The following is a 21,504-nucleotide window of genomic DNA, read 5'->3' on the forward strand; positions in this document are numbered from 1 at the left end:
GCTGAAGTCTGGATCACAGGTGGTAGGTGTACTCACGGAACTCCCAGTCCGTGATGAAGGCGTTGAAACGCTCGATCTCGTGGCGCTTGTACGCGAGGAAGGTCGTGACGAAGCCCTCGCCGAGCACCTCGCGCATCTCCGAGTCGGCCTCGAGGGCGTCGAGCGCCTCGCACAGGGACGAGGGCAGCTTGGGCGAACGCTCCGGGTCGTAGCCGTAGCCCTCGAGCGCGGGGCCCGGGTCGATCTCGTTCTTGATGCCGAGGTAGGCCGCAGCCAGCGTCACCGCCGTGAGCAGGTAGGGGTTGGCCGACGCGTCGCCGAGGCGCAGCTCCAGGCGCGACGCCGAGCCACGCTCCGGGGGGATGCGCACGATCGCGCTGCGGTTGTCGAGACCCCAGTCGATGAGCCACGGGGCGAGCGTGTCCGGCCCGAAGCGCTTGTAGGAGTTGATCGTCGGGTTCGCGAGCGCCGGGGCGTGCTTGAGGATGCCGCCGATCGCGTGGTGAGCGACGGCGGAGAGGCCGTTGTGGCTGTTCGGGTCGCCGAAGAGGTGGTTGCCCGCGGCGTCCTGCGTCGAGAAGTGCAGGTGGAAGCCCGAGCCGCCCTCGTCGTTGAACGGCTTGGCCATGAACGTCGCGAGCTTGCCGCCGGCGCGCGCCATCTCCTTGACGGCGGCCTTGAAGCGGAACGCGCGGTCGCAGGCGTCGAGTGCGTCGGAGTGCCAGAGGTTGATCTCGAACTGGCCGGAGCTGAACTCGTGGTTCGCGGCGATGACGTCGAGGTCGTAGGCGCCGAGCTGACGCAGCGAGGCGAGCAGGACGTTCTCGGGGTCGCCGCGCAGGCCGGAGACGTAGACGTTGCCGGGGCTCTCGCCGTAACGCGCCCAGCCGGAGTCGTTCGTGTCCGACTCCTCGAGGAGGTAGAACTCGAGCTCCGGGCCGCAGATCGGGGTGCCCGGGATGGAGCTGAACTTCTCGATGACTTGCTTGAGCACGTAGCGCGGGCTCTCGGCGGACGGCGAACCGTCCGGGTTGAACACGTCGGCGATGACGTGGGCGACGCCCGGCTCCCACGGCACGGTCTTGATCGTCTCGATGTCGGGGTAGGCCACGATGTCGGGCAGACCAGCGGCGAGGCCGCCCTCGATGTCGACGACGTCACCCATGGGCGTCGTGCCGTACACGCTGCGGCAGAACGCGACGCCGTGGCCGGTGGTGCGCTCGAAGCGGTTGACGAGCAGATCCTTGCTGCGGTCCGTGCCGATGATGTCGGAGTAGCCGAGGCGGACGACGTCGATGCCCTCCGCCGCACACTCCTCCATGGCTTCCGCCATGAGCCTCGAGTCGATCTTCGTCATGCCATCGCCTTTCACGCCTTTGTGAGCGAACGCCTCCCCCGGCGGTCGCCGTACCGGGAGTGAGTCAAAAGGTCGTTCGGAGCCGAACAGTAGCCGTGTGACTCAGGCCATACAACCCCTCTTGATCGGGTAGCCCAGCCGGTGTCGTACGGACACGAACGATTTCTCGGCAACAAACTTGCGGCACGGGCCGCAGACGGTGAAAGGGTGCACGCACATGAGCGACCAGAAGGGCTTCTTCTACCCCCGCACCGCCGGCGGAACCTCGGGCATCATCCCGAGCCCGCCGTGGTACTACTCGGGCGACCTGCTGACGTTCGAGTACCGCACCAACCCGGAGCGTGTGCGCGAACTCCTGCCCGCCCCACTGGAACTCGCCGACGAGGACCCGGGCGCCGTCGCGCTCATCTGGGCCGACTGGCAGAGCTGCTCCAGCTCCCGCGAGGAGCTGCTCGACCCGGTGCGCGCCCAGTACAAGGAGGCGTTCGTCGTCGTCCGCTGCTCGTACAAGGGCAAGACGTTCAGCCGCTGCGTCTACATCTGGGTCGACAAGGACTTCGCGATCGGCCGCGGCCTGCACCAGGGCTACCCGAAGAAGCTCGGCTCGATGTGGCAGACGCGCCCCCACCCCTTCGCGCAGGGTGCACCGCAGATCGCCGAGGGCGGCATGTTCGGTGCGACGCTCGCCGCCGGCGACCGTCGTCTCGCCGAGGCCGTGCTGACGCTGCGCGAGCCGAGTGAGACGAACGGCTTCGTCAACGGCCACCCGATGGCCCACCACCGCATCTACCCCGACATCGCCCGCGGGGCGACGGGCGACGCCTACAGCGAGCTCATCTCGTCCGGCGCGGCCGAGTTCGAAGGCGGGCAGGCGTGGCGTGGTGACGTCCGATCTGCGCCTGTTCGAATCGCCCACGGAGGAACTCGCCGCCCTGGAGGTCGACGAGATCATCGGCGGCTACTACCGGCAGATCGGCGTCGTCTGGAACGGCGGCGAGACGCTCGAACGTCTCGTGTGAGCCAGGCGGCCGGGCGGCAGCCTGCGTCGCAGATGAGTTCGTGGACACACGGCACGCAGCGTCACGCCGCCGACCCACCCCACCCCGGACGGGTGTAGTGTGAGGTAGATCACTACGAGAGGGGAAGGGATGCGGCACAAATCCCGTCCACAGGGTTGCGCCTGCGGGTGCGGCCCCGGCTGCGTCCACGCTCGGCTCGCCGACGCGATCCCCCTCGTCAGTTCGCTGTTGAGCTCGACGGCACGCGACGAGGGTCTCGTCATCGCCATCGCGGACCGCGAGGCACGCCTGCACTACGTCGACGGAGACTCCCGCGCCCGCAGCCGCGCCGAGAGCATCGGCTTCACCGCGGGGGCGAACTGGTCGGAGGCCCAGGTCGGCACGAACGCGCCGGGCCGAGCTGTGGCCCGCGGCGAGGCGGTCTCGATCCATCGCGAGGAGCACACGCGCCCGGACGTCCACCCGTTCAGCTGCTCCGCGGCGCCGCTCGTCGACCCCGTCACCGGCGAGGTGCTCGGCGCTCTCGACGTGACGGGAGGTGACGCTGCGGCAGACCGGCGCACCCTCGCACTCGTGCAGGCCACCGCGGCCGCGGTGGCTCGTGAACTTCGCCTCGCCGGGGTGCCGGCCGGCCCTCCACCGCACACGAGCGCGCGGCTGCGTCTCGTCCACCACGGCCGCCCTTGCATCGAAACGGGTACGGCCACCCACGCACTCACCGACCGCCACGCCGAACTCCTCGCGACGCTCGCGCTCGAACCCCAAGGCCTCAGCGCCGACGAGATCGGGGCCCTCGTCTACCCGGACGGCACGCCGCCCGCCACCATCCGCGGCGAGTTGCTGCGGCTTCGTCGACGGCTCGACACGATTCCCGGCGCGCCGAACCTCGAAAGCCGCCCCTACCGCCTCACGGGGCCACTGCTCATCGATGCCGTCCAGGTCACGGAGCATCTGCGTCGCGGCGAGCACGACGAAGCCCTCGAGCTGTATCGCGGAGCCTCGCTGACGCACAGCGAGGCGGAGCCCGTCGTCGACCTGCTGCGTTCGACGTCCGGGTCGCTGCGCGAAGCGATGCTCAGTGACGCCACTCCCGAGACCCTTCTGCGCTACCTCGACCTGCCCGAGGCCGCCGATGACGTCGAGTCGTGGCACATGGCACTCACCGTCCTGCCACCGCGCGCGCCACAGCGGGCCATCGTTCTCACGCATCTCGAACAGCTCGACACTCGTCTGCGCCAGGCGAACTGACGCCCGCACAGCGCGTTGCACGGGCAGTGCAACGTTGATGCAACGCAGCCCTTCGTAACGTGACGCACATCACGCAACCCCGCGTCACATCCCGCGGGCTCAGGGAAAGGAAGCTGCGATGACGGTCTACGCCAACCCGGGAACCGAGGGCTCCAAGGTCGAGTTCAAGAAGCGCTACGAGCACTTCATCGGCGGCGAATGGGTCGCGCCGAAGAAGGGGCAGTACTTCGAGAACCCCACCCCGGTCACCGGCAAGACGTTCTGCGAGGTGGGCCGCGGCACCGCCGAGGACATCGAGGCAGCCCTCGACGCGGCATGGGCGGCGGCACCGACGTGGAACAAGACCTCGCCCGCGGAGCGGGCACTCATCCTCAACCGGATCGCCGACCGGATGGAGGAGAACCTCGAGAAGATCGCCGTCGCGGAGACGTGGGACAACGGCAAGCCGGTGCGCGAGACGCTCAACGCCGACATCCCCCTCGCGATCGACCACTTCCGCTACTTCGCCGGTGCCATCCGCGCGCAGGAAGGCAGCCTCTCGCAGATCGACGAGGACACCGTCGCTTACCACTTCCACGAGCCGCTCGGCGTCGTCGGGCAGATCATCCCGTGGAACTTCCCCATCCTCATGGCCGTGTGGAAGCTCGCGCCGGCGCTGGCGGCCGGCAACTGCGTCGTCCTCAAGCCCGCCGAGCAGACGCCCGCGTCGATCATGGTGCTCATCGAACTGATCGGGGACCTCCTCCCCGCAGGAGTCGTCAACGTCGTCAACGGGTTCGGCGTCGAGGCCGGAGCGCCGCTCGCATCGAACAAGCGCATCCGCAAGATCGCGTTCACGGGTGAGACGACGACCGGCCGCCTCATCATGCAGTACGCCTCGGAGAACCTCATCCCGGTGACCCTCGAACTCGGCGGCAAGAGCCCCAACATCTTCTTCGAGGACATCGCGCAGGCGGACGACGCGTTCTACGACAAGGCGCAGGAGGGCTTCACCCTCTTCGCTCTCAACCAGGGCGAGGTGTGCACCTGCCCGTCACGCGCGCTCGTCCAGGAGTCGATCTACGACCAGTTCATGGCCGACGTCGTCGAGCGCACGAAGAAGATCAAGGCCGGTAACCCGCTCGACGACTCGACGATGATCGGTGCGCAGGCCTCCAACGACCAGTTGCAGAAGATCCTGTCCTACCTCGACATCGGCCAGAAGGAAGGCGCGAAGGTGCTCACCGGTGGTCGGCAGGCCGAGTTGGACGGCGATCTGGGCGGCGGCTTCTACGTCGAGCCGACCATCTTCGAGGGCACGAACAACATGCGGATCTTCCAGGAGGAGATCTTCGGGCCGGTCGTGTCCGTGGCGAAGTTCGGCACGTACGACGAGGCACTGAAGATCGCGAACGACACCCTCTACGGCCTCGGCGCCGGTGTGTGGTCCCGCAACGGCAACACCGCCTACCGCGCGGGCCGCGACATCCAGGCGGGCCGCGTGTGGGTGAACAACTACCACAACTACCCGGCACACGCCGCGTTCGGCGGCTACAAGAGCTCCGGCATCGGGCGGGAGAACCACCTCATGATGCTCGACCACTACCAGCAGACGAAGAACCTCCTCGTCTCCTACTCGGAGAACAAGCTCGGCTTCTTCTGAGCCGACCCGCATCACGGATCAGATCGCAACCACACGAAGGGAAGAGTCATGAGCACCATGCAAGCTGCAGTCGTGGAGGTCTTCGGCGAAGACCTGAACGTCAAGGATGTGGAACTGCCGGAACCCGGGCCGGGTCAAGCGCTCGTCAAGCTGATCGCATCGGGTGTGTGCCACACCGACCTGCACGCCAAGGACGGTGACTGGCCGGTCAAGCCCGAACCGCCGTTCATCCCCGGCCACGAGGGAGTCGGCGTCGTCGAGAAACTCGGCGAGGGCGTCACCGAACTCGCCGTCGGCGACATGGTGGGCAACGCCTGGCTCGCCTCCGCGTGCGGCACGTGTGAACACTGCCGCAACGGCTGGGAGACGCTGTGCGAGAAGCAGACCAACAGCGGGTACAGCGTCAACGGCTCGTTCGGGCAGTACATGCTCGTCGACGCCACGTTCGCCGCTCGCATCCCCGAGGGCGCGGACCCCCACGAGATCGCTCCCGTGCTGTGCGCCGGCGTCACCGTGTACAAGGGTCTGAAGGTGACGGAGGTGCGCCCCGGGCAGTGGGTCGTCATCTCCGGCATCGGCGGGCTGGGGCACATCGCCGTCCAGTACGCCAAGGCCATGGGCATGCGGATCGTCGCCGTGGACGTCGCCGACGACAAGCTGGAGCTCGCGAAGAAGCACGGCGCGGAGGTCACGGTGAACGCCGCGGTCGAGGACCCGACGCAGGCCGTCCTCGACGCCACCGGCGGCGGCGCTCACGGTGTGCTGGTCACGGCGGTGCACCCCAAGGCGTTCGGTCAGGCCATCGGAATGGCGCGCCGCGGGGGAACCATCGTGTTCAACGGCCTTCCCCCGGGTGATTTCCCGGCGCCGATCTTCGACGTCGTCCTCAAGGGCCTGACGATCCGCGGATCGATCGTCGGCACCCGGCAGGACATGGTGGAGGCCCTCGACTTCTATGCCCGAGGCCTCATCCACCCGACGTTCAGCAAGCGGAACCTCGACGACATCAACGCGGTGTTCGACGAGATGCACCACGGCAAGATCGACGGGCGCGTCGTCATCGACTACACGACGGAGCGCGAGGACAAGTGATGAACCTCGAGTCACGAGCCGGTGTGGCCGGAGAGACCGTCAGCCGGGTCGCCCTGACGCCGGACGCCGTCGCTCTGCTGCACCAGCTCGTGGCCGAGCACGGTCGTCTGATGTTCCACCAGTCCGGCGGGTGCTGTGACGGGTCGACCCCGATGTGTTACCCGGCAGGACAGTTCCGCACGGGTCAGGCCGACGTCCTGCTCGGCACGTTCACGCTCCCGGACGTGGCAGGCGACGATGCCGAGTTGGAGTTCTGGATGAGCCGGGAACAGTTCGAGACGTGGAAGCACACTCACCTCACCGTCGACGTCGTCGACGGACGCGGTGGCGGCTTCTCCGTGGAGAGCCCGACCGGTAAGCGCTTCCTCATCCGTTCGGACGTGCTCGGAGGCTGACGGCTCGATCGTCGAGCGCGGGGGCCGTGGTTCGCCACGGCCTCCGCGTTCGGCGTTGTCGGTGTGAGCGTCGGGCGAGGCCGTGCCAGGAGGAGATCGCTGTGGCGTGACGGCTAATCTGTCCGCATGCCAAGCCATCACACGCTCGTCGAGACCGAGGCCGCCGTGACCGGTCGCTTGGCGAACGTCGACATCAACGCTGACGCGATGCACGCCGTCTCGAGCATCCACCGCGCCGCGAACGCGTCGCGCAATCACATGATGAACACCGTTCTGCGTCCGCACGACCTGTCGTGGACCGGGTTCGTCGTCCTGTGGAGCGTGTGGATCTTCGACGCCCCGGAAACGCGTGAGGTCGCCGACAGCGCCGGCATCTCGAAGGCGACGCTGAGCGGGGTCGTCAAGACGCTCAGTGCGCGGGGTTGGCTGACGCGCAGCCAGTCGAGCACGGACAAGCGCTTCGCCCACCTGAGCCTCACCCCGGCCGGCGTGGCCCTCATGGAGGAGCTCTTCCCGCGCTTCAACGCCCTCGAGGAAGAACTCATCTCCGGTCTCACGCCCGAGGAAGTCGACGTCCTGACGAAGGCGCTGCGCAAGGTCGTCACGACGGCCGAGTCCATGAGCGCCGACGGCCCGAGGCCCGAGTCAGGCGTGACTCATGGTTGATTCCGCGCTGGTCCGCCGCCGCCTCGTGGCCCAAGGGTTGGCGACCCGGCCCTTCAGCAGTCCCCACGACGCCGTGGCTGCGTTCGGTGCCATGCAGGGGCAGGACCTGCAGGGCGTCATGGCGTCCATTGCGCTGCGGTTGAGCGAGCCGGGTGGGCGTTTCGGGCTCGACGGCGTCGTGGCCGCCTTCGACGACGGCTCCGTCGTCCGCGGATATCCGATGCGTGGCACTGTCTTCGCCGTGGCCGCCGAGGACGTCCGATGGATGACTGAGCTCTGCGCGGGACCGGCCGTCAAAGCCCAGGTGAGGCGCCGCGCCCAGTTGGAGCTGGACGACGAGCAGATCGCGCGGGCGCAGGAGATTCTCCTGACGAAGTGCACCGCCTCACCGCGCGGGCTGTCGCGCGGCGACCTCTTCGCCCACTGGGAGGCGGCGGGCCTCGCCCCCGCCGGCGGCCGCGGCTACCACATGCTGTCGTACCTCATCGCGACCGGCGTTGCCGTGTACGGGCCGTGGAACGGTTCGGACAACAACGTCGTGTCAGCTCAGGCTTGGCTGCCCGCCGGGTCGTCGCTCGGGGAACGCTTCAACGGTGACGAAACCTCCGCCATCGCCGAACTGCTGCGCCGATACCTCACGAGCCACGGCCCCGCCACGCTGCGCGACTTCGCCTGGTGGACCAAGCTGCCCATCACGAAGATTCGCCGCGCTTTCGCCACGATCGCAGACGAGTTCGTCGGCGACGACTCCGATGAGGGCCGTTACTGGCGTCAGACACTCGACGACGAGGTGGACGCCGCGGGGGACGCCGCCGACGGGCTGTTCCTCCTGCCCGGCTTCGACGAGATCGTGCTCGGCTACCCCGACCGGCTGGCCCTGCTCGAAGAGGCACACCATCCGCGACTCGTGCCCGGCAACAACGGCGTCTTCCAGCGCGGCATCATGCACGCGGGCACCATCGTCGGCACCTGGCGTCGCGGCGGGCGTCCCGGCCGACGAGCGCTTGACGTCGTCGGCTTCGACACCTTGCCCGCCGACGTGGCCCACGACGCTGAACGTCTGCACGCCCAGTTCCCCTACCTCGGGGCGTGACGCTGACCGGGCGGGCCGGGACAAGCGCACAGCTTGCCTCGATGCCGTCCCCAGGTACTGCGCAAACCGGGGGCAGATGGGTAACTTCAGTCGGGTGAAACCCGTTCCGGCCGACGCCATGGTCTCGCGGTGCAAGCGCGGGCAGCGCCGCCGTGACACGTCACCAGAGATGAGCCTCCGCCGTGCCCTCCACGCCCGGGGGCGTGACGGCACTCGACGACCGCGAGCTGACAGCGGCCAACGCGCGCCGTGTCGCCGAGCTGACGCACGCCGACCCGCTCGTCCTCGACTCCTGCGTCCTTCACGCGGAGGCTGTGCGCCGCGGTGTGCTCACCGGCGAGTACGACCTTCTCGCCGGGCTCGATCTCCTGCCCGAGGAGCGTCGCGGGCAGTGGGTATCCTGGCTCGAGTCGGCCACCCGCGCGGACGCCTCCACCATCGAGGCGAACGGCTCGACGTTCGGCGCCCTGCGGGCCGCCCACGCCGCCATCACGAGCGCCCGCGCAGCCTTCCGCGGCCGAGACGGCGAGGCTCTGCTCGTCGTTCGCGCCGCCCTCGAAACCGCGGCGAGCGCCGGGCACGACACTGACACCGTCGCCGCCATCACCGGCGCCCTCCTCGGTGCCGTCTACGGCGTCTCGGCGATCCCCGCGACGTGGCGGCGCCGCATCCACGGCTGGCCGGGCCTGCGCGCTCGCGACCTCGTCGAGCTCGCCCTGCGCACCGCCGGCGAAGCACCCGCTGACGCGTGGCCGCGCCGCGCGCACGAACCGGAGATCACGAGCCGCCCCGCCGTCACCGTGGCCTTCGACGGCGGCCTGCGGCTCGGCACTCAGAGCTGCCTCACGACGACCGACGCGGACGCCGTCGTCAGCCTCTCGCGGATCGGTTCCGCCGAGCGGCTCTTCGCCGACTACCCGGAGCGCCACGTCGAGTTCTGGCTCGTCGACTCCGACGACCCCGCGACGCACAACGACCTCGCCGCCACCCTCATCGACGCAGCCGACGTCGTCGCTGAGCTGCGCTCCCAGGGACACCACGTGCTGCTGCACTGCGTCCACGCTCACCACCGCACGCCGTCGGTCGCTCTCGTCTACGCCGAAGTACCGCTGGCTGACGACGGACGCCGCAGCCGAACAGATCCGCCGGGCCCTCGGCGTCACCGCGATCGACGGACTGCTCTGGCAGACCGCGCTGGAGGTGGCCCGCGCCATCGAAGCGCCCCGCGCTTCGGCTCCCGCGACGGCGTGACGCGCGGTGGGGACGGGAGGCGCCCCCGTCCCCCACCGGATGCTCCCCTCATTGCTGGGCAGACTTCCCTGCGGTTGGGTAGTCACCGCCTCGACCCAAGGGCAGCAAACTCTGCCCAACGGCGTGAGGTGACGATGCCGCCGCACTCTCGACACGTGCCGACTCGTAGGCTGCGAGAACAACGCCACGCACCGGCCGGAGGTCACCATGCCCGCACGCACCGTCACGACCTGGACGCTCGAGATGACGACGCGCCCCGAACTGGCTGCGACGCTGCCCGACGGCGTGCGCATCGACCTCGCTGAGCACCTCACCCCGGAGTTTGCGCGCTACCTCTACGCCGTCGTCGGCGGACCGTGGACGTGGACCGACCGCCTCGCGTGGTCACGCGAGCAGTGGCTCGAGGACCTCGGCGTTCCCGGCACGGAGACGTGGGTGGCCTACGCCGACGGCGCACCCGCTGGGTATGTGCAGATCCAGCCGACGAAGGACGATCAGCACCCGGCCTCGGTGGAGATTCGCTACTTCGGCCTCGTCGAGGAAGCGATCGGACGCGGCATCGGCCGGGCGCTGCTCGAGCACGGCATCGCCTCGGCGTGGAGCCTCGGCAAGCGTCACGACGGCCTGTCCGCGACGTCGCGCGTCTGGGTTCACACGTGCGACCTCGACGGCCCCGCAGCGCTTCCCAACTACGAGAAGCGCGGGTTCACGCTCACCGACGAGAGCGTCGACGAGATGGACTACCCTGACGAGCCGCTCGGCGCGTGGCGCTCGTCGGGCGGACCGGCCTGACGACACCCCGTCGAGGTGGCTGGGCAGAGTTTCCCGCGGCTGGGTAGAGGCACACACTGCCCAACCGCGGGGAAGTCTGCCCAACCTCTGGCACTGCGCCGATCAGCGATCGCTCACGCGCGTTGACGCGCCCGCTCGACGAGGTCGGCGAAGAGCTTCGCCTGCTGCGGGTCGGTGTCGAAGGTGTCCTCCGGGTGCCACTGCACCGCGACAACGCTCGCGCCGCCCGCAATGGTGGCCGCACCGCTCGCACCCTCACCCGCAGCGCCGCCGTCCAGCTCCACCGCTTCGGTGACGCCGTCCGACGACCGCGCCACGACGCGCCATCCGGGCGCCACGTCCTTGAGGCACTGGTGGTGGTAGCAGCTGGCGCGCACCTGCGGCACGCCGAGTACTCCCGCCAGGCGCGAATCGGCGTCCACCTCGACGCCCTCGACCCGGTGACGGTGCGCCTCGACGGAGAGTTCGTCGTCCATGTCGAAGTGCAGCGTGCCGCCGAGGGCCACGTTGAGCAGTTGCATGCCGCGGCAGATCGCGAGCGCCGGCACACCGCGCTCGATGACGACGCGTGCCAGGGCGAAGTCGAACGCGTCCTGCTCAACGTCGACGTCGTAGTGCGTCTCGTGCAGGGCATCGCCGGTCCAGACCGGCGACACGTCGCCGCCACCGGGCAGCAGAATGCCGTCGGCAAAGGCCACACGCTCGGCGACCTCGTCGACGAAATCCTGTGTCAACGCACTGAATCCACGCGCTGGGTCGATGCGCCGGTCGGCCGGTAGGTCGTCGCCGACGGGCGCCACCGGGTGGATGACGACCGGCTCGCCACCCGCGGCCCACACGGCGTCGAGCAGCTTGCGCGCCGTCACGTCGGCGCCGAACCGCAGCGCCGATGCCGACGCCGAGAACCGCGCCGGGATAGCGATGATGGGCCGACCCATGCCCCCTCCTTCGTTGACGATCACATCGTGCCCCTGCTCGAGGTACCGAACCGGCTCCATGACGATTCGGCACCTCAAGCAGGGCGGTTCAGGTGCGAAGGCGCCGCGACGCCACGTCGCGCCCTGAAGCCGAAACCTGAGCGGGCCGGGGCAAGCGCCCCGGCCCGAACGATCAGGGCTGCGGCGGCTTCGGCTTGCGGATGCCGCGGAACTCCCAGTCGCCACCCTGGGCGGTGGAGAGAACTTCCTCGGACTCGGTCACCTGAGCGCCGACGTCGGTGCGGATCGGCGTCGGCCCCGTGACGATGTGGTTGCGCAGCGTGCCGAGACCCTCGACCTCGACCTCGACGACGTCACCCGGGTACACCGTGCGCGAGATCGCGGGCGTGCCCGAGAGCAGCAGGTCGCCCGGCTGCAGCGTGATGGTGCGGGCGATGTCGGCGACGAGGTAGTGCATGTCCCACTCCATCTCGTCGGTCGTGCCGTCCTGCTTCACCTCGCCGTTGACGATGGTGCGGATGCGCTTGCCGCGGAAGTCCCACCCCTCGACAATGCCCGGGCCGACCGGACAGAGCGTGTCGGCGCCCTTGACGCGCAGCATCGAACCGGAGTCGGTGTCACGGAAGTCGTGCAGGCCGTAGTCGTTGGCCACGGTGTAACCGCGGATGTAGTCCCCGGCTTCCTCGGGCGAGATGTTGCGGCACGTCTTGCCAATGACGATGGCGATCTCGCCTTCGTAGTTGAGCCACTTGCAGCCCTCGGGCCGCACGACGGCACCCTCGTGCGTGTTGAGCGCGGAGACCGGCTTGTGGAAGTAGGTGGGCGCCTTCGGCAGCGACGTCATCATTTCCTCGACGCGGCTGCGGTAGTTGAGGTGGACGCAGACGATCTTGCTCGGCGTCACCGGCGGCAGGTGCGTGGCGTCGGCGATGGCGACGCGGCGGCCGTCACCGGCAACGAGCTCGTCACCCTCGACGACGACGTCGACGGGGTTGCCGTCGAGCAGGATGCGACGGAATTCCTTGGTGACCATGGTGATTACTCCTCGAAGTTTTCGGGTGGTCAGCCGGCGGCGGGCAGGTCGGGGATGTGCTCGGGTCCGGCTTCCTCATCGGCTGCGGCAGCCTTCTGACGCTTGACGTCGTCGTCGATGTCGGTGCGGCGCGGCGCCAGGAAGCCGCCGTCGAGTGATTTCCCGCGCGCGAACAGCCGTCGCGCTGTGATCAGGTTCACGCGCTCGGATGGCCGATCGCTCGCCGTTTCGGCAGACTGGAGCCAAGATTCGGCCCCGACGAAAGGCAACGTCATGTCGCACGAGATGGTGTGGACGAAGATCCACGACGAGCGCGAGGCTCTCCTCGCCGAGCTGGAGCAGCTCTCCGACGAGCAGTGGCGCAGCCCGTCGCTGTGCGAGGGCTGGACGATCCAGGACGTCGTCGCCCACCTCGCTTCCGGCGCCTCGACGTCGAAGGCCGACGTCGCCAAGCTCGTGCTCAAGCACAAGGGCGACTTCCAGGCCGCCATCGACGCCGGCGTGGCCGAGTACTCGAAGGGCACGCCCGCCGAGACGCTCGCCGCGTTCAAGGCCGTGCTCCACGAGCGCACCGCCCCGCTGAGCGGCGAAGCGATGCTGGGTGACACGCTCGTGCACGCCGAAGACATCCGCCGTTCGCTCGGGCTCACCCGCGAGTACCCGCTCGAGACGCTGCGTGAGCTCGGCGACTACTACAAGGATTCGAGTGGCCTCGGTGTGAAGAAGCGCATCGACGGCCTGCACCTCATGGCCACGGACCAGAAGTGGGATCACGGCAAGGGTGAGATCGTCCAGGGCCCGTTGCTCGCGCTCATCATGACGATGACGGGCCGCGCCGAGTACCTTGACGACCTCGCCGGCGACGGCCTGCCCGAGTACCGCGCCCGCCTCACGAAGTAACGCGGCGCCGCTCAGGAACGAAGGGCGCTCGTCTCCGACATTCGTGTCGGCGGCGGGCGCCCTTCGTCATCCCCCTGACGAATGTCATGGGGCGTTCGTGACACCAACCCCGGGCTGCGCGACCACCACGGGGGAAGAGTGAAGGCATGAAGACCAACCAGCCCATGACCACCGCGCAGAAGTTGCTCGCAGTCTCCGGCACCCTGGCGCTCATCACGTTCTTCGTGCTCGGCTTCGCCTTCCACGCGTGGGAGATCGCGTGGGTGGTTTTCCTCGTGCCCGGCCTGCTGCGCCGCTGGGTGAGTTTCGACGAACCGAAGGAAAGCCCTCGCAGCGGCTACGGCATTGACGACGACGGAACGCCCAAGCCCTACCCCTACACGTGAGGCCACTCAGTAGCGCGAAAGTGGCGGGCCGCCCTGGACGTAGGCCTGCGGCGGTGTGTACCGGGGCGGAGCGAGGGCACCCTCCGGCACGATCTCCTTGCCCAGGGGGAACAGCGCGAGCGGGATCATCTTGAGGTTCGCCCACGCCAAGGGGATACCGATGATCGTCACCGCGAGCGCGATGGCCGTGCCGATGTGCGCGAGCGCGATCCACAGGCCGGCGAACACGAACCAGATGACGTTGCCGATCATCGACGCCGCGCCGGCGGTCGGCTTGTCGATGTAGGTGCGGCCGAAGGGCCAGGCCGCGAAGTTGGCGATGCGGAACGACGCGATGCCGAACGGAATCGTCACGATGAGAATGCACATGACGAGAGCCGCGACCGCGTACGCGATCCACAGCCAGAAGCCGGCCAGCACAAACCAGATGATGTTGAGCAGCGTCTTCACGCGGCCTCCCCCAGTGGTGATCAGTAGTGCGAGAAGTCAGTTGCCTGCGAGGAACGCGGGCACGCGGTCTTTCGGGCGCCCGATGATGGCGCGGTTGCCATGCACGAGCACGGGGCGCTGCATGAGCTTCGGGTGCTCCGCGAGGAGGTCGGCCACCTGTTCGGGCGTCGCGACGTCGGCGTCGGTGAGGCCCAGCTCCTTGAACGTGGCGTCACGACGCACGAGGTCAGTGGGTGCGTCCTCGAGCTTGCCCAGCAACTCGAGCAGGGCCTCACGGGTGAGGGGCTCTTTGAGGTACTGGACGACCTCGACGTCGACGCTCGCCTCCTGCGCCACGTCGAGGGCGGCGCGTGACGTCGAGCAGCGCGGGTTGTGCAGAACGGTGGTCTCAGCCATGCCCCTGACGCTACCCGTCGCCACCGACAACCCGCTGGGAACGCCGATTCCCCCGATGCCGCGCGGCGGAGGGGCCACACACCATCGGGGGAATCGGGCTACGACTAATCGCCCTTGACGTTGACGATCTGACGCAGCGTGTGCCGGATCTCGACGAGGTCGGCGGCGTCCGCCATCACCTGGTCAATGTCCTTGTACGCGCCCGGGATCTCGTCGATGAAGGCATCGGTGTCGCGGTACTCGATGCCCTTCATCGCCTCCCGCAGCTCGTCACCAGTGAAGCGCTTGCGCGCCGCAGAACGGGAGAACGCACGACCCGCACCGTGCGGCGACGAGTTGAGCGAGAGCGCGTTGCCCTTGCCGACGACCACGTACGACGCCGTACCCATCGAGCCCGGAATGAGACCCGGACGCCCTGCCTCGGCGTTGATCGCGCCCTTCCGTGAGAGCCACACGTTCTTCCCGAAGTGCTTCTCCTGCTCCGTGTAGTTGTGGTGGCAGTTGATGCGCTCAAGCTCTGTCACCGGCTCGCCCACCCACTCGGCGTACTGGCGCACGACGCGGTCCATCATTTCCTCGCGGTTGAGGAGCGCGAAGTGCTGCGCCCAGCGCAGTTCACGGATGTAGGCGTCGAACTGCGGCGTTCCTTCGACGAGGTAGGCGAGGTCACGGTCGGGCAGCTGGATCCAGTTCGTCCGGCAGTACGCCTCGGCCGCCTTGATGTGGTGCTGGGCGATGCGGTTGCCGACACCTCGCGAACCGGAGTGCAGGAAGAGCCACACCCGGTCCTCCTCGTCGAGCGAGATCTCGATGAAGTGGTTACCGGAACCGAGCGATCCGAGCTGGAGCTTCCACTTCTTCGCGTACGCGGCCGGGTCGAACCCGGCCTCTTCGGCCATCGTCTCGAGCTCGTCGATGCGCACCTGCGTGTGCTCTCGGCTGATCTTGCGGTTGGCCCCACCCGCCGAGAGCGGGATGGCGCGCTCGATCGCCTGACGCACGGACGCACGCTCGGTGGGCAGATCTGCCGCCGTGTGCTGCGTGCGGACGGCGATCATGCCGCAGCCGATGTCGACACCGACGGCGGCCGGGATGATGGCCCCGAGCGTCGGAATGACCGAGCCGACGGTCGCGCCACGGCCGAGGTGGGCATCCGGCATGAGGGCCAGGTGCGGGAAGACGAACGGCATCGACGCCGTGGTGACGGCCTGCTCGCGGGTCGAATCCTCGAGGATCGAGGCCCAGTTGAAGAGGGTCGGGGAAATGCGCTCCATTGTTCTTTCTCCTTGCGGGTCACCCTGCACCGCAACGGAGTACAGAGCAAGGTCAGGTTTCGGGTGCCATCTTCGTGGCGGTGATCGTGTACGTGGCGGCGAGACGTTCCGGCGCTTCGGCGAGCTGCCATTCGCCGGCGCCGATCTCGACCATCTGGCCGGGCATCGCGTTCCAGGGGACGCTCTGGTGTTCGGTGAACAAGTCGAGGCGCAGGCCCGCCTTGAGCAGCGCGGTGACGATCTCGCCGAGACCGTGGTTCCACTCGTGCGTGACCGTCGCGTTGAACTCGCGCTCGGTCTCGACGTAGGTGCCGCCGTCGTCGAACACGAGTGGCTCGGGCATCTCGAAGTACGGGAATTCGAGCGCGGGGCCGGTGAACTCGCCGTCCGCGAGGGTGCGCTGACCGGTGGCTGGGTTGTCGCCCAGCGCCCACAGCATCGGGTGTCCCTCGCGGATGAACAGTCGTCCGCCTGGTCGCAGCAGCTCAGCCACCACGGCGGCCCACCGTTCGACGCTCGGCAGCCAGCACAACGCGCCGATGCCGGTATAGACGAGGTCGAACTGCTGTCGTTCGAGCGCGGCCGGAGCGTCGTAGACATCGGACTGAACGAACCGGATGTCGCGGTGCCCGGCGCGCTCGGTGATGCTGCGCGCCTGCTCGAGCGACGCCGTCGAGAAGTCGAGCCCCGTGACGGACGCTGCCCCGAGACGCGCCAACGAGAGCGTGTCCGTGCCGATGTGGCACTGCAGGTGCACGACGTCGAGGCCCGCGATCGAGCCGAGACGAGGTCGGTCGAACTCGACGACGCCACTGAGGGCGTCAGGGTCGTCGGCGAAGCGCTGGACGGCGTAGTCGGGGCTCGAAGCGTGCGCGGCGGCGCGCTCGTCCCAGTTGGCCTGATTGTGCGAGCGGGAGTTCTCCCACGTCGCGTCGGCGCTGGGAGAACTCGTGGTGAAGGAGTTCATGGATGAGAGTCTGACGCAGGTGCTCCCGGTGCGCGACCGAATATCTCCGACGATGTTGCCTCGGAAACGCGGCACGGGTGCCGCGGTCACCGCTCATCATCGAGAAATTGGAGGAAACCTCCAAAGACGCCCGTCCGACGTTGGCGGTTCTTCGGATGATCCGGCCACACCGCGTGGGATTTCGTGGAAGCGACCGCTGCCCCGATCAGGAAGAGACAGACGATGACGACGCTTCGTGGCATCACCTTCCCCGCGCCCGACACCGCGGAGAGCGCTGACGCCGAGCGCCCCACCACCCCGACCGTTCGGGGCATCGTCACCGACGCCGTCCGCGGCAGCGACGCGGCCCTCGCCGCACGCGTGGAGGGCGCGAATAACTGGCGCGAGGCCTACCTCGCCGCGGTTCGCGACCTCACGATGACGACGGCCTCCACGCCGCTGGCCGCTGTCGACATCGCCCGCGCGGGGCTCGACTCCGCCTACCGCCGCATGCGCGTCGTCGGGGACGACGGCCACGAAACACCACTCGCCGAGTGGGCCTTCGACGACGCCGTCGAAGCGGCTCACGGCACGTACGAGAACCGCACGATCGACGGTCGCAAGCCTCGGGTCGAGGCGTTGGCGGTGCCCTACAAGGGACGCGATCTCACGGGCCACGACCTCGAGCGTCAGCTCGACACCTGGGTGGCCAAGGGCGTCATCGAGGCCTCGTGCGCCGAAGCGGTCAAGCGCGTCATCAACCACCCGGAATGGCTGAGCCTGCCCGGTCACGTCCTCGCGAGCGTCGGCGCGGGCGCCGAGATGGGCCCCACCGACATGCTGTCGCGCTGGGGCGCACGCATCCTCGCCGTGGACATTCCGCGCGTCAGCGAGCGTCTCGCGAAGTTCGCCGAGGCCGGGGCGGGCAGCATCACCCTGCCCGTCAGGGACGGCGAGGCGGGTGCCGACATCGTGGCCGACCCGGCCGGTGTTGCAGCCTGGTTCGCCGACAACGCCGGCGACGACACGATCGTCTTCGGCATGCACGCCTACGCCGACTCGGGCATGCACATCCGCCTCACGCTGGCGGCCGACACCATCGGCCAGTACCTGCAACGCATGCGCCCCACCACGGCCCTCGCGTACCTCGCCACTCCGACGGACGCCTTCGTCGTGCCGCAGGAGATCGTCGACGCCTCGCGGGGACGCTGGCAGCGCCACGGCAGTCGCGGCGTCGCGAAGAAGGGGCTACGACTGGCCTCGCGGGGCCAGCTGTTCAGCGAGCCGTACCCCAAGCACTCGCACGTGGCCGACTGCCTCGTCGCGCAGCAGGGCCCGAACTACGCCGTCGCGAAGCGACTGCAGCGCTGGCGTGCTGTGGCGGCGGAGGCCGACGGCAAGCGCGTGTCGTTCAACGTCGCCCCGGCCACGCTCACGCGATCGGTGACGAAGAACCCCGTCCTGCGCGCGGCGTACGGCGGCGCCCACCACTTCGGCGTCGAGGTCTTCGCGCCCGATACGAGCCGCGCCCTCATGGCTGCGCTGCTCGTGCACGACGTCATGCGCGATGACCTGGCGCCCGGCGAGGCGCCGCACCGCGACCACCCGGAGGCACTCTTCAGCGACGGCGCCGCTCACGGCGGGCTGTGGCGGACGGCGTGGGCCCCGCGTTCCGCGCTCGGCGTGGCCGCCGTGCTCGGCCTGCCCAAGGTCGTGCGCCGCTGACACACGCACCGGCTTCGAGCATCTCGGCCCGACGACGCGCACACGTTTTCCGTTGATCACGTCACGACGTGCAACCCAAACCTTGATCGAGCGTCCTACTTCTGTCAGAACTGTCGATCAGCTTTGGAGTTCGTGTGGCGACCTTCGCTCTTCGTCGTGCCCTCGTGCGCACTTTCGCTCCGGTGAACCTCGTCTCGTCCAGCACCCGTACGGCGACTGCAACGGGTGCCGCGAGCCGCACCCCTGAGCGCCCGTTCGTCCCGTCGCTGGCGAGTGAATGGATCGGTGAACAGGCCGAGCACGTGCGCGTGCCGGTGGAGATCGTCGCCATCACCGACGTGGGTCACCGAATTCAGCGTTATCTCGTCCGCCAAATCGGCACGCGCAATTTGCTTGAATGGTCATCAGCCCGCCGCTACGGATTCCGCGTGGGCGATCGAGTGAAATTGTCCGGCCTCGTACAGGCCCACATCCGTCGTGACGATGTCTGCATCACGACGCTCCACGAGTGCTTCAACCCGCTGAGGATGACCTGATGTTCGGCCCCTTGACCCTCTCCCGCGTCTCCGCGCAACGTCGCGGCGCGGCCCGCGACGACCGGTTCGCCGGGGTCGCTGCCGGCCCGGCCGAGCAGGATTCCACCCGCACGACGTCGTCGGGCTACCTCGGCGAGGTCGGCGAGCCCTTCGAGATCGTCGTACGCGTTGCCGGCACCACCCCCCGCCACGCGCAGGACGGCCCGGACATCGTGCGCCACTGCTTCCGCACCGTCGTCTCGGGTCTCGCCCTGTGCTGCCCGTTGCCGAACACCCAGCACCTCCGCCTCGGCAGCGTCGTTCGCGTGCGCGGCTCGGTGACGGGGCAGCGCACCCAGGGCATCAACGACGTCACGGAGATCAGCGCCGAGTCGATCGAACGCATGGGCTGAAGCCTGCACGCCTCACCTCGTCGGCGCCCTTCGCGATTCGTCGTGGAGGGCGCCTCGTGCGTCATCGTCAGCCACACGCGCCGGGTGTGTTGTCCTCACCGCGAACGGGCGGGGCGTTGTCCTCGCCGCGCGCCGTGGGGGCGTTGTCCTCACCGTGCTTCGAGGTGACCGGGTGGGTCACAGCGTTGGCCGCCCCCGCGGAGAGGGCGACGAAGGATCCGGCGACGAGCATCGAAGCAGCCGTTGCGGTGAGTCGTTTCATGGTCTCTCCTCGAAGAAAGCCGCCACCGTGGTGCGCCGGCGTCCGGGAACGGAGTCTGACCTTCTCACCTCGACGGGAGTGAAATCGAGCGTGCATCGAAAAGTGAACCGAGAAATTTTCGCGGTCCTGCTTTCCGGTCCACAACCACCTGAACAACACGGCCGAACACCGCGATCCGCCCCAAATTGGACACCTTGGGCTCACGCTTCAGGCCGTCGTCAGCTTTTCCCGATCCACCTGACGTTCGGTGGCATGGCGATCCGCCGCTCGAACAGCGAGGTAGGCCGCGAACGCGCACCCGATGCCAAGGAGGCCACCGAACACGATGTCGCTGAAGTGGTGCATGCCGCGGTAGAGACGTGCGGCGCCCACGCCGAACGGAAAGAGGACGCACAGCGTCTGCACGGTGCGTCGCAGAGCCGAGTTCTCGATGCGCGTCGCGAGCATCGCGAGTGACCAGAACAGCGCGAACGACGCGGCCGTGTGGCCGCTGGGAAAGCTGGAGGTCGGCGGCGCGTTGTCGAGCCGACCGACCTCGGGGCGCGGTCGGCCGGCGAGGTGCGTCACGGGCACGAAGACGCTCGCTTCGAGACTGATGGCGAGCAGCGGCACGACGCTCAGCCACCACTTCCGCGTCAGCGCGAGAAGAGCGAGCCCGATGACGATCGCTCCGCCGATCGTGAACCAGGTGTCGTTGACCGTCGAGACGACCTTCGTCACGGTGTTGAGCACACCGTCACGCTCGGCGGCCACCTTCTGCGAGATGCGCTCTTCGGACGGCACCTCGTCGAACACCGTCATGAGTGCCTAGCCGATACCGAACAAGAGCCCGAACATCACGAGCGCAGGAAGAACGGCGCGAAGCAGTACCGATCGCAGCACCTCGCGGACGGTGGGCCGAGCGGCGCACGTGTTCGCAATGGGCCGATTAGCCATCACACCGGCTCCTTCGTCGCTCGCGGTCGGTGACTGAAGCCGAGGAACGAGGCCACCGACAACCCGCACCCCAGCAGAACGCCGGCCGTCACGTCACTCGGGTAATGGACGCCGATGAAAACACGGTCGAGGGCCGTGAGCACGGCGATGACGGCGGCGCCCGCGACGAGAAGGGCACGCAGCGCGAGCGCCCTTTCGCGCACGAGCGGCCAGAGCATGATGAGGCTCGTCGTGAGCATCATGGCGACGTTGAACGCGTGCCCGCTGGGGAAGCTGTAGCCCGGCGCGTGGGCGATGGGATCGTCGATGAGTGGCCGCGCGCGCTCGACGAGGAGCTTCGCCTGGAGGCCGAGGTTTTAGCCGACGAGCATCGTCACGACACCCCAGATGGTGCGCCCGCGAAGACGCCGGTGCCACGTCCACAGCGCAATCGGCACGGCCGCGATGTAGACCCGCATCGGGTGAAGCCACCACTGCCACGCCTCGAGCGCCGGGAGGAAACCCCGCTCGCGCGTCACGTTCGTGGCTGCGAGGACGGCGCGTTGGTCGGCGTCGACGATGGGCGACCAGTGACGTGTGACCAGCACGGCGAGGACGACAACGGGCAGGCAGAGCACTGCGGCTGCGAGGGCACCGCGCACGAGGCGGGGCAGGACGACGCGAACGAACCACGCGCCCGACATTGCTGGGGACACGCCGTCAGAGTACGCGTGGCGTCCGGCACCGCCGCGGCGCTCGGCGATGACGACCACCCCACGATTCGGGCAGATTCGTC

Annotated in this window: 26 protein-coding genes; 14 read left to right on the forward strand and 12 right to left on the reverse strand. The window is 68.5% G+C overall.

Annotated elements, in window-relative coordinates:
- Window positions 1-13: 13 nt before the first annotated feature.
- The gene (locus tag D1832_RS10160; protein ID WP_118913790.1) at window positions 14-1,357 is read right to left on the reverse strand and encodes a glutamine synthetase family protein; all 1,344 of its coding nucleotides are present in this window, start codon (window positions 1,355-1,357) and stop codon (window positions 14-16) included.
- 217 nt (window positions 1,358-1,574) lie between these two features.
- Between D1832_RS10160 and D1832_RS10165 the strand changes: the two genes are divergently transcribed.
- The 9 genes from D1832_RS10165 (at window position 1,575) to D1832_RS10205 (ending at window position 10,555) form a co-directional block, all read left to right on the forward strand.
- A complete protein-coding gene (locus tag D1832_RS10165; protein WP_241510970.1) occupies window positions 1,575-2,474 on the forward strand; it encodes an acetoacetate decarboxylase family protein in 900 nt (299 codons plus the stop codon).
- Between the two features lie 31 nt (window positions 2,475-2,505).
- A complete protein-coding gene (locus tag D1832_RS10170) occupies window positions 2,506-3,624 on the forward strand; it encodes a GAF domain-containing protein (protein ID WP_118913792.1) in 1,119 nt (372 codons plus the stop codon).
- Window positions 3,625-3,742: 118 nt separating this feature from the next.
- Complete coding sequence (adh, locus tag D1832_RS10175; RefSeq protein ID WP_118913794.1) at window positions 3,743-5,266, forward strand: aldehyde dehydrogenase; 1,524 nt, start codon at window positions 3,743-3,745, stop codon at window positions 5,264-5,266.
- A 48-nt stretch (window positions 5,267-5,314) separates the two neighbouring features.
- The gene (gene adhP / locus D1832_RS10180; RefSeq protein WP_118913796.1) at window positions 5,315-6,358 is read left to right on the forward strand and encodes an alcohol dehydrogenase AdhP; all 1,044 of its coding nucleotides are present in this window, start codon (window positions 5,315-5,317) and stop codon (window positions 6,356-6,358) included.
- Window positions 6,358-6,753: a DUF779 domain-containing protein gene (locus D1832_RS10185; protein WP_118913798.1), complete on the forward strand. Its 396-nt coding sequence runs from the start codon at window positions 6,358-6,360 to the stop codon at window positions 6,751-6,753. The genes adhP and D1832_RS10185 overlap by 1 nt, the downstream gene beginning before the upstream one ends.
- A 126-nt stretch (window positions 6,754-6,879) precedes the next feature.
- Window positions 6,880-7,419, forward strand: coding sequence for a MarR family winged helix-turn-helix transcriptional regulator (locus tag D1832_RS10190; RefSeq protein ID WP_118913800.1), 540 nt, complete (start codon window positions 6,880-6,882; stop codon window positions 7,417-7,419).
- On the forward strand, window positions 7,412-8,512 hold the full coding sequence (locus D1832_RS10195) for a winged helix DNA-binding domain-containing protein (protein ID WP_118913802.1): 1,101 nt from the start codon (window positions 7,412-7,414) through the stop codon (window positions 8,510-8,512). The genes D1832_RS10190 and D1832_RS10195 overlap by 8 nt, the downstream gene beginning before the upstream one ends.
- A 182-nt stretch (window positions 8,513-8,694) precedes the next feature.
- A complete protein-coding gene (locus tag D1832_RS10200; protein WP_118913803.1) occupies window positions 8,695-10,068 on the forward strand; it encodes an ADP-ribosylglycohydrolase family protein in 1,374 nt (457 codons plus the stop codon).
- Window positions 9,971-10,555 (forward strand): GNAT family N-acetyltransferase, encoded by a 585-nt coding sequence (locus tag D1832_RS10205; protein ID WP_118913805.1) that lies wholly within the window; start codon window positions 9,971-9,973, stop codon window positions 10,553-10,555. Before D1832_RS10200 ends, D1832_RS10205 begins: the two co-directional genes overlap by 98 nt.
- 113 nt (window positions 10,556-10,668) lie before the next feature.
- Here the strand turns inward: D1832_RS10205 and D1832_RS10210 are convergent, their stop codons facing one another.
- The 3 genes from D1832_RS10210 to D1832_RS10220 form a co-directional block, all read right to left on the reverse strand.
- A complete protein-coding gene (locus D1832_RS10210) occupies window positions 10,669-11,493 on the reverse strand; it encodes a gamma-glutamyl-gamma-aminobutyrate hydrolase family protein (protein ID WP_118913874.1) in 825 nt (274 codons plus the stop codon).
- Between the two features lie 172 nt (window positions 11,494-11,665).
- The gene (locus D1832_RS10215) at window positions 11,666-12,526 is read right to left on the reverse strand and encodes a fumarylacetoacetate hydrolase family protein (RefSeq protein WP_118913807.1); all 861 of its coding nucleotides are present in this window, start codon (window positions 12,524-12,526) and stop codon (window positions 11,666-11,668) included.
- 29 nt (window positions 12,527-12,555) lie between these two features.
- Window positions 12,556-12,726: a hypothetical protein gene (locus D1832_RS10220; RefSeq protein WP_182434749.1), complete on the reverse strand. Its 171-nt coding sequence runs from the start codon at window positions 12,724-12,726 to the stop codon at window positions 12,556-12,558.
- Window positions 12,727-12,799: 73 nt separating this feature from the next.
- On the opposite strand from D1832_RS10220, the gene D1832_RS10225 reads away from it, so the two are divergent.
- Together D1832_RS10225 and D1832_RS10230 are read left to right on the forward strand one after the other, a co-directional pair.
- Window positions 12,800-13,426: a maleylpyruvate isomerase family mycothiol-dependent enzyme gene (locus tag D1832_RS10225; RefSeq protein WP_182434750.1), complete on the forward strand. Its 627-nt coding sequence runs from the start codon at window positions 12,800-12,802 to the stop codon at window positions 13,424-13,426.
- 146 nt (window positions 13,427-13,572) lie between these two features.
- Window positions 13,573-13,812: a hypothetical protein gene (locus tag D1832_RS10230; RefSeq protein ID WP_047310756.1), complete on the forward strand. Its 240-nt coding sequence runs from the start codon at window positions 13,573-13,575 to the stop codon at window positions 13,810-13,812.
- A 6-nt stretch (window positions 13,813-13,818) separates the two neighbouring features.
- On the opposite strand, the gene D1832_RS10235 is transcribed toward D1832_RS10230, so the two are convergent.
- The 4 genes from D1832_RS10235 to D1832_RS10250 all read right to left on the reverse strand — a co-directional run bounded on the left by D1832_RS10235 (window position 13,819) and on the right by D1832_RS10250 (window position 16,899).
- Window positions 13,819-14,262, reverse strand: coding sequence for a YccF domain-containing protein (locus D1832_RS10235; protein ID WP_118913811.1), 444 nt, complete (start codon window positions 14,260-14,262; stop codon window positions 13,819-13,821).
- 36 nt (window positions 14,263-14,298) lie between these two features.
- Window positions 14,299-14,658, reverse strand: coding sequence for an ArsC/Spx/MgsR family protein (locus D1832_RS10240; RefSeq protein ID WP_118913813.1), 360 nt, complete (start codon window positions 14,656-14,658; stop codon window positions 14,299-14,301).
- A gap of 104 nt (window positions 14,659-14,762) precedes the next feature.
- A complete protein-coding gene (locus D1832_RS10245; RefSeq protein WP_047310759.1) occupies window positions 14,763-15,932 on the reverse strand; it encodes an RtcB family protein in 1,170 nt (389 codons plus the stop codon).
- A 52-nt stretch (window positions 15,933-15,984) separates the two neighbouring features.
- The gene (locus D1832_RS10250; RefSeq protein WP_118913815.1) at window positions 15,985-16,899 is read right to left on the reverse strand and encodes a class I SAM-dependent methyltransferase; all 915 of its coding nucleotides are present in this window, start codon (window positions 16,897-16,899) and stop codon (window positions 15,985-15,987) included.
- A 222-nt stretch (window positions 16,900-17,121) separates the two neighbouring features.
- On the opposite strand from D1832_RS10250, the gene D1832_RS10255 reads away from it, so the two are divergent.
- From D1832_RS10255 to D1832_RS10265, 3 genes are all read left to right on the forward strand, one after another.
- Window positions 17,122-18,603, forward strand: coding sequence for a hypothetical protein (locus D1832_RS10255; protein WP_118913816.1), 1,482 nt, complete (start codon window positions 17,122-17,124; stop codon window positions 18,601-18,603).
- A 182-nt stretch (window positions 18,604-18,785) separates the two neighbouring features.
- The gene (locus tag D1832_RS10260; protein ID WP_147362674.1) at window positions 18,786-19,139 is read left to right on the forward strand and encodes a hypothetical protein; all 354 of its coding nucleotides are present in this window, start codon (window positions 18,786-18,788) and stop codon (window positions 19,137-19,139) included.
- Window positions 19,139-19,531, forward strand: a complete 393-nt coding sequence (locus D1832_RS10265) for a hypothetical protein (RefSeq protein ID WP_118913819.1) — start codon at window positions 19,139-19,141, stop codon at window positions 19,529-19,531. The genes D1832_RS10260 and D1832_RS10265 overlap by 1 nt, the downstream gene beginning before the upstream one ends.
- 67 nt (window positions 19,532-19,598) lie before the next feature.
- Here D1832_RS10265 and D1832_RS10270 read toward each other — a convergent pair whose 3' ends face one another.
- The 4 genes from D1832_RS10270 to D1832_RS10285 all read right to left on the reverse strand — a co-directional run bounded on the left by D1832_RS10270 (window position 19,599) and on the right by D1832_RS10285 (window position 21,424).
- Window positions 19,599-19,793: a hypothetical protein gene (locus D1832_RS10270; protein WP_118913821.1), complete on the reverse strand. Its 195-nt coding sequence runs from the start codon at window positions 19,791-19,793 to the stop codon at window positions 19,599-19,601.
- 207 nt (window positions 19,794-20,000) lie between these two features.
- Window positions 20,001-20,594 (reverse strand): phosphatase PAP2 family protein, encoded by a 594-nt coding sequence (locus D1832_RS10275; protein ID WP_118913823.1) that lies wholly within the window; start codon window positions 20,592-20,594, stop codon window positions 20,001-20,003.
- A 134-nt stretch (window positions 20,595-20,728) separates the two neighbouring features.
- On the reverse strand, window positions 20,729-21,037 hold the full coding sequence (locus D1832_RS10280; RefSeq protein WP_118913824.1) for a phosphatase PAP2 family protein: 309 nt from the start codon (window positions 21,035-21,037) through the stop codon (window positions 20,729-20,731).
- A 48-nt stretch (window positions 21,038-21,085) separates the two neighbouring features.
- Window positions 21,086-21,424, reverse strand: a complete 339-nt coding sequence (locus tag D1832_RS10285) for a hypothetical protein (protein WP_147362675.1) — start codon at window positions 21,422-21,424, stop codon at window positions 21,086-21,088.
- Between the last annotated feature and the right edge of the window lie 80 nt (window positions 21,425-21,504).

Source organism: Dermacoccus abyssi (genome assembly GCF_003515945.1).
Taxonomy (GTDB): Bacteria; Actinomycetota; Actinomycetes; order Actinomycetales; family Dermatophilaceae; genus Dermacoccus; species Dermacoccus abyssi.

What these genes read in the sequence shown, in the direction of transcription:
- D1832_RS10215 (WP_118913807.1), bottom strand. Translation starts at nt 12,526, where the DNA reads ATGGTCACCAAGGAATTCCGTCGCATCCTGCTCGACGGCAACCCCGTC.
- D1832_RS10165 (WP_241510970.1), top strand. Translation starts at nt 1,575, where the DNA reads ATGAGCGACCAGAAGGGCTTCTTCTACCCCCGCACCGCCGGCGGAACC.
- D1832_RS10255 (WP_118913816.1), top strand. Translation starts at nt 17,122, where the DNA reads ATGACGACGCTTCGTGGCATCACCTTCCCCGCGCCCGACACCGCGGAG.
- D1832_RS10270 (WP_118913821.1), bottom strand. Translation starts at nt 19,793, where the DNA reads ATGAAACGACTCACCGCAACGGCTGCTTCGATGCTCGTCGCCGGATCC.
- D1832_RS10225 (WP_182434750.1), top strand. Translation starts at nt 12,800, where the DNA reads ATGTCGCACGAGATGGTGTGGACGAAGATCCACGACGAGCGCGAGGCT.
- adhP (WP_118913796.1), top strand. Translation starts at nt 5,315, where the DNA reads ATGAGCACCATGCAAGCTGCAGTCGTGGAGGTCTTCGGCGAAGACCTG.
- D1832_RS10195 (WP_118913802.1), top strand. Translation starts at nt 7,412, where the DNA reads ATGGTTGATTCCGCGCTGGTCCGCCGCCGCCTCGTGGCCCAAGGGTTG.
- adh (WP_118913794.1), top strand. Translation starts at nt 3,743, where the DNA reads ATGACGGTCTACGCCAACCCGGGAACCGAGGGCTCCAAGGTCGAGTTC.
- D1832_RS10170 (WP_118913792.1), top strand. Translation starts at nt 2,506, where the DNA reads ATGCGGCACAAATCCCGTCCACAGGGTTGCGCCTGCGGGTGCGGCCCC.
- D1832_RS10245 (WP_047310759.1), bottom strand. Translation starts at nt 15,932, where the DNA reads ATGGAGCGCATTTCCCCGACCCTCTTCAACTGGGCCTCGATCCTCGAG.
- D1832_RS10185 (WP_118913798.1), top strand. Translation starts at nt 6,358, where the DNA reads ATGAACCTCGAGTCACGAGCCGGTGTGGCCGGAGAGACCGTCAGCCGG.
- D1832_RS10265 (WP_118913819.1), top strand. Translation starts at nt 19,139, where the DNA reads ATGTTCGGCCCCTTGACCCTCTCCCGCGTCTCCGCGCAACGTCGCGGC.
- D1832_RS10160 (WP_118913790.1), bottom strand. Translation starts at nt 1,357, where the DNA reads ATGACGAAGATCGACTCGAGGCTCATGGCGGAAGCCATGGAGGAGTGT.
- D1832_RS10250 (WP_118913815.1), bottom strand. Translation starts at nt 16,899, where the DNA reads ATGAACTCCTTCACCACGAGTTCTCCCAGCGCCGACGCGACGTGGGAG.
- D1832_RS10210 (WP_118913874.1), bottom strand. Translation starts at nt 11,493, where the DNA reads ATGGGTCGGCCCATCATCGCTATCCCGGCGCGGTTCTCGGCGTCGGCA.
- D1832_RS10275 (WP_118913823.1), bottom strand. Translation starts at nt 20,594, where the DNA reads ATGACGGTGTTCGACGAGGTGCCGTCCGAAGAGCGCATCTCGCAGAAG.
- D1832_RS10230 (WP_047310756.1), top strand. Translation starts at nt 13,573, where the DNA reads ATGAAGACCAACCAGCCCATGACCACCGCGCAGAAGTTGCTCGCAGTC.
- D1832_RS10240 (WP_118913813.1), bottom strand. Translation starts at nt 14,658, where the DNA reads ATGGCTGAGACCACCGTTCTGCACAACCCGCGCTGCTCGACGTCACGC.
- D1832_RS10190 (WP_118913800.1), top strand. Translation starts at nt 6,880, where the DNA reads ATGCCAAGCCATCACACGCTCGTCGAGACCGAGGCCGCCGTGACCGGT.
- D1832_RS10205 (WP_118913805.1), top strand. Translation starts at nt 9,971, where the DNA reads ATGCCCGCACGCACCGTCACGACCTGGACGCTCGAGATGACGACGCGC.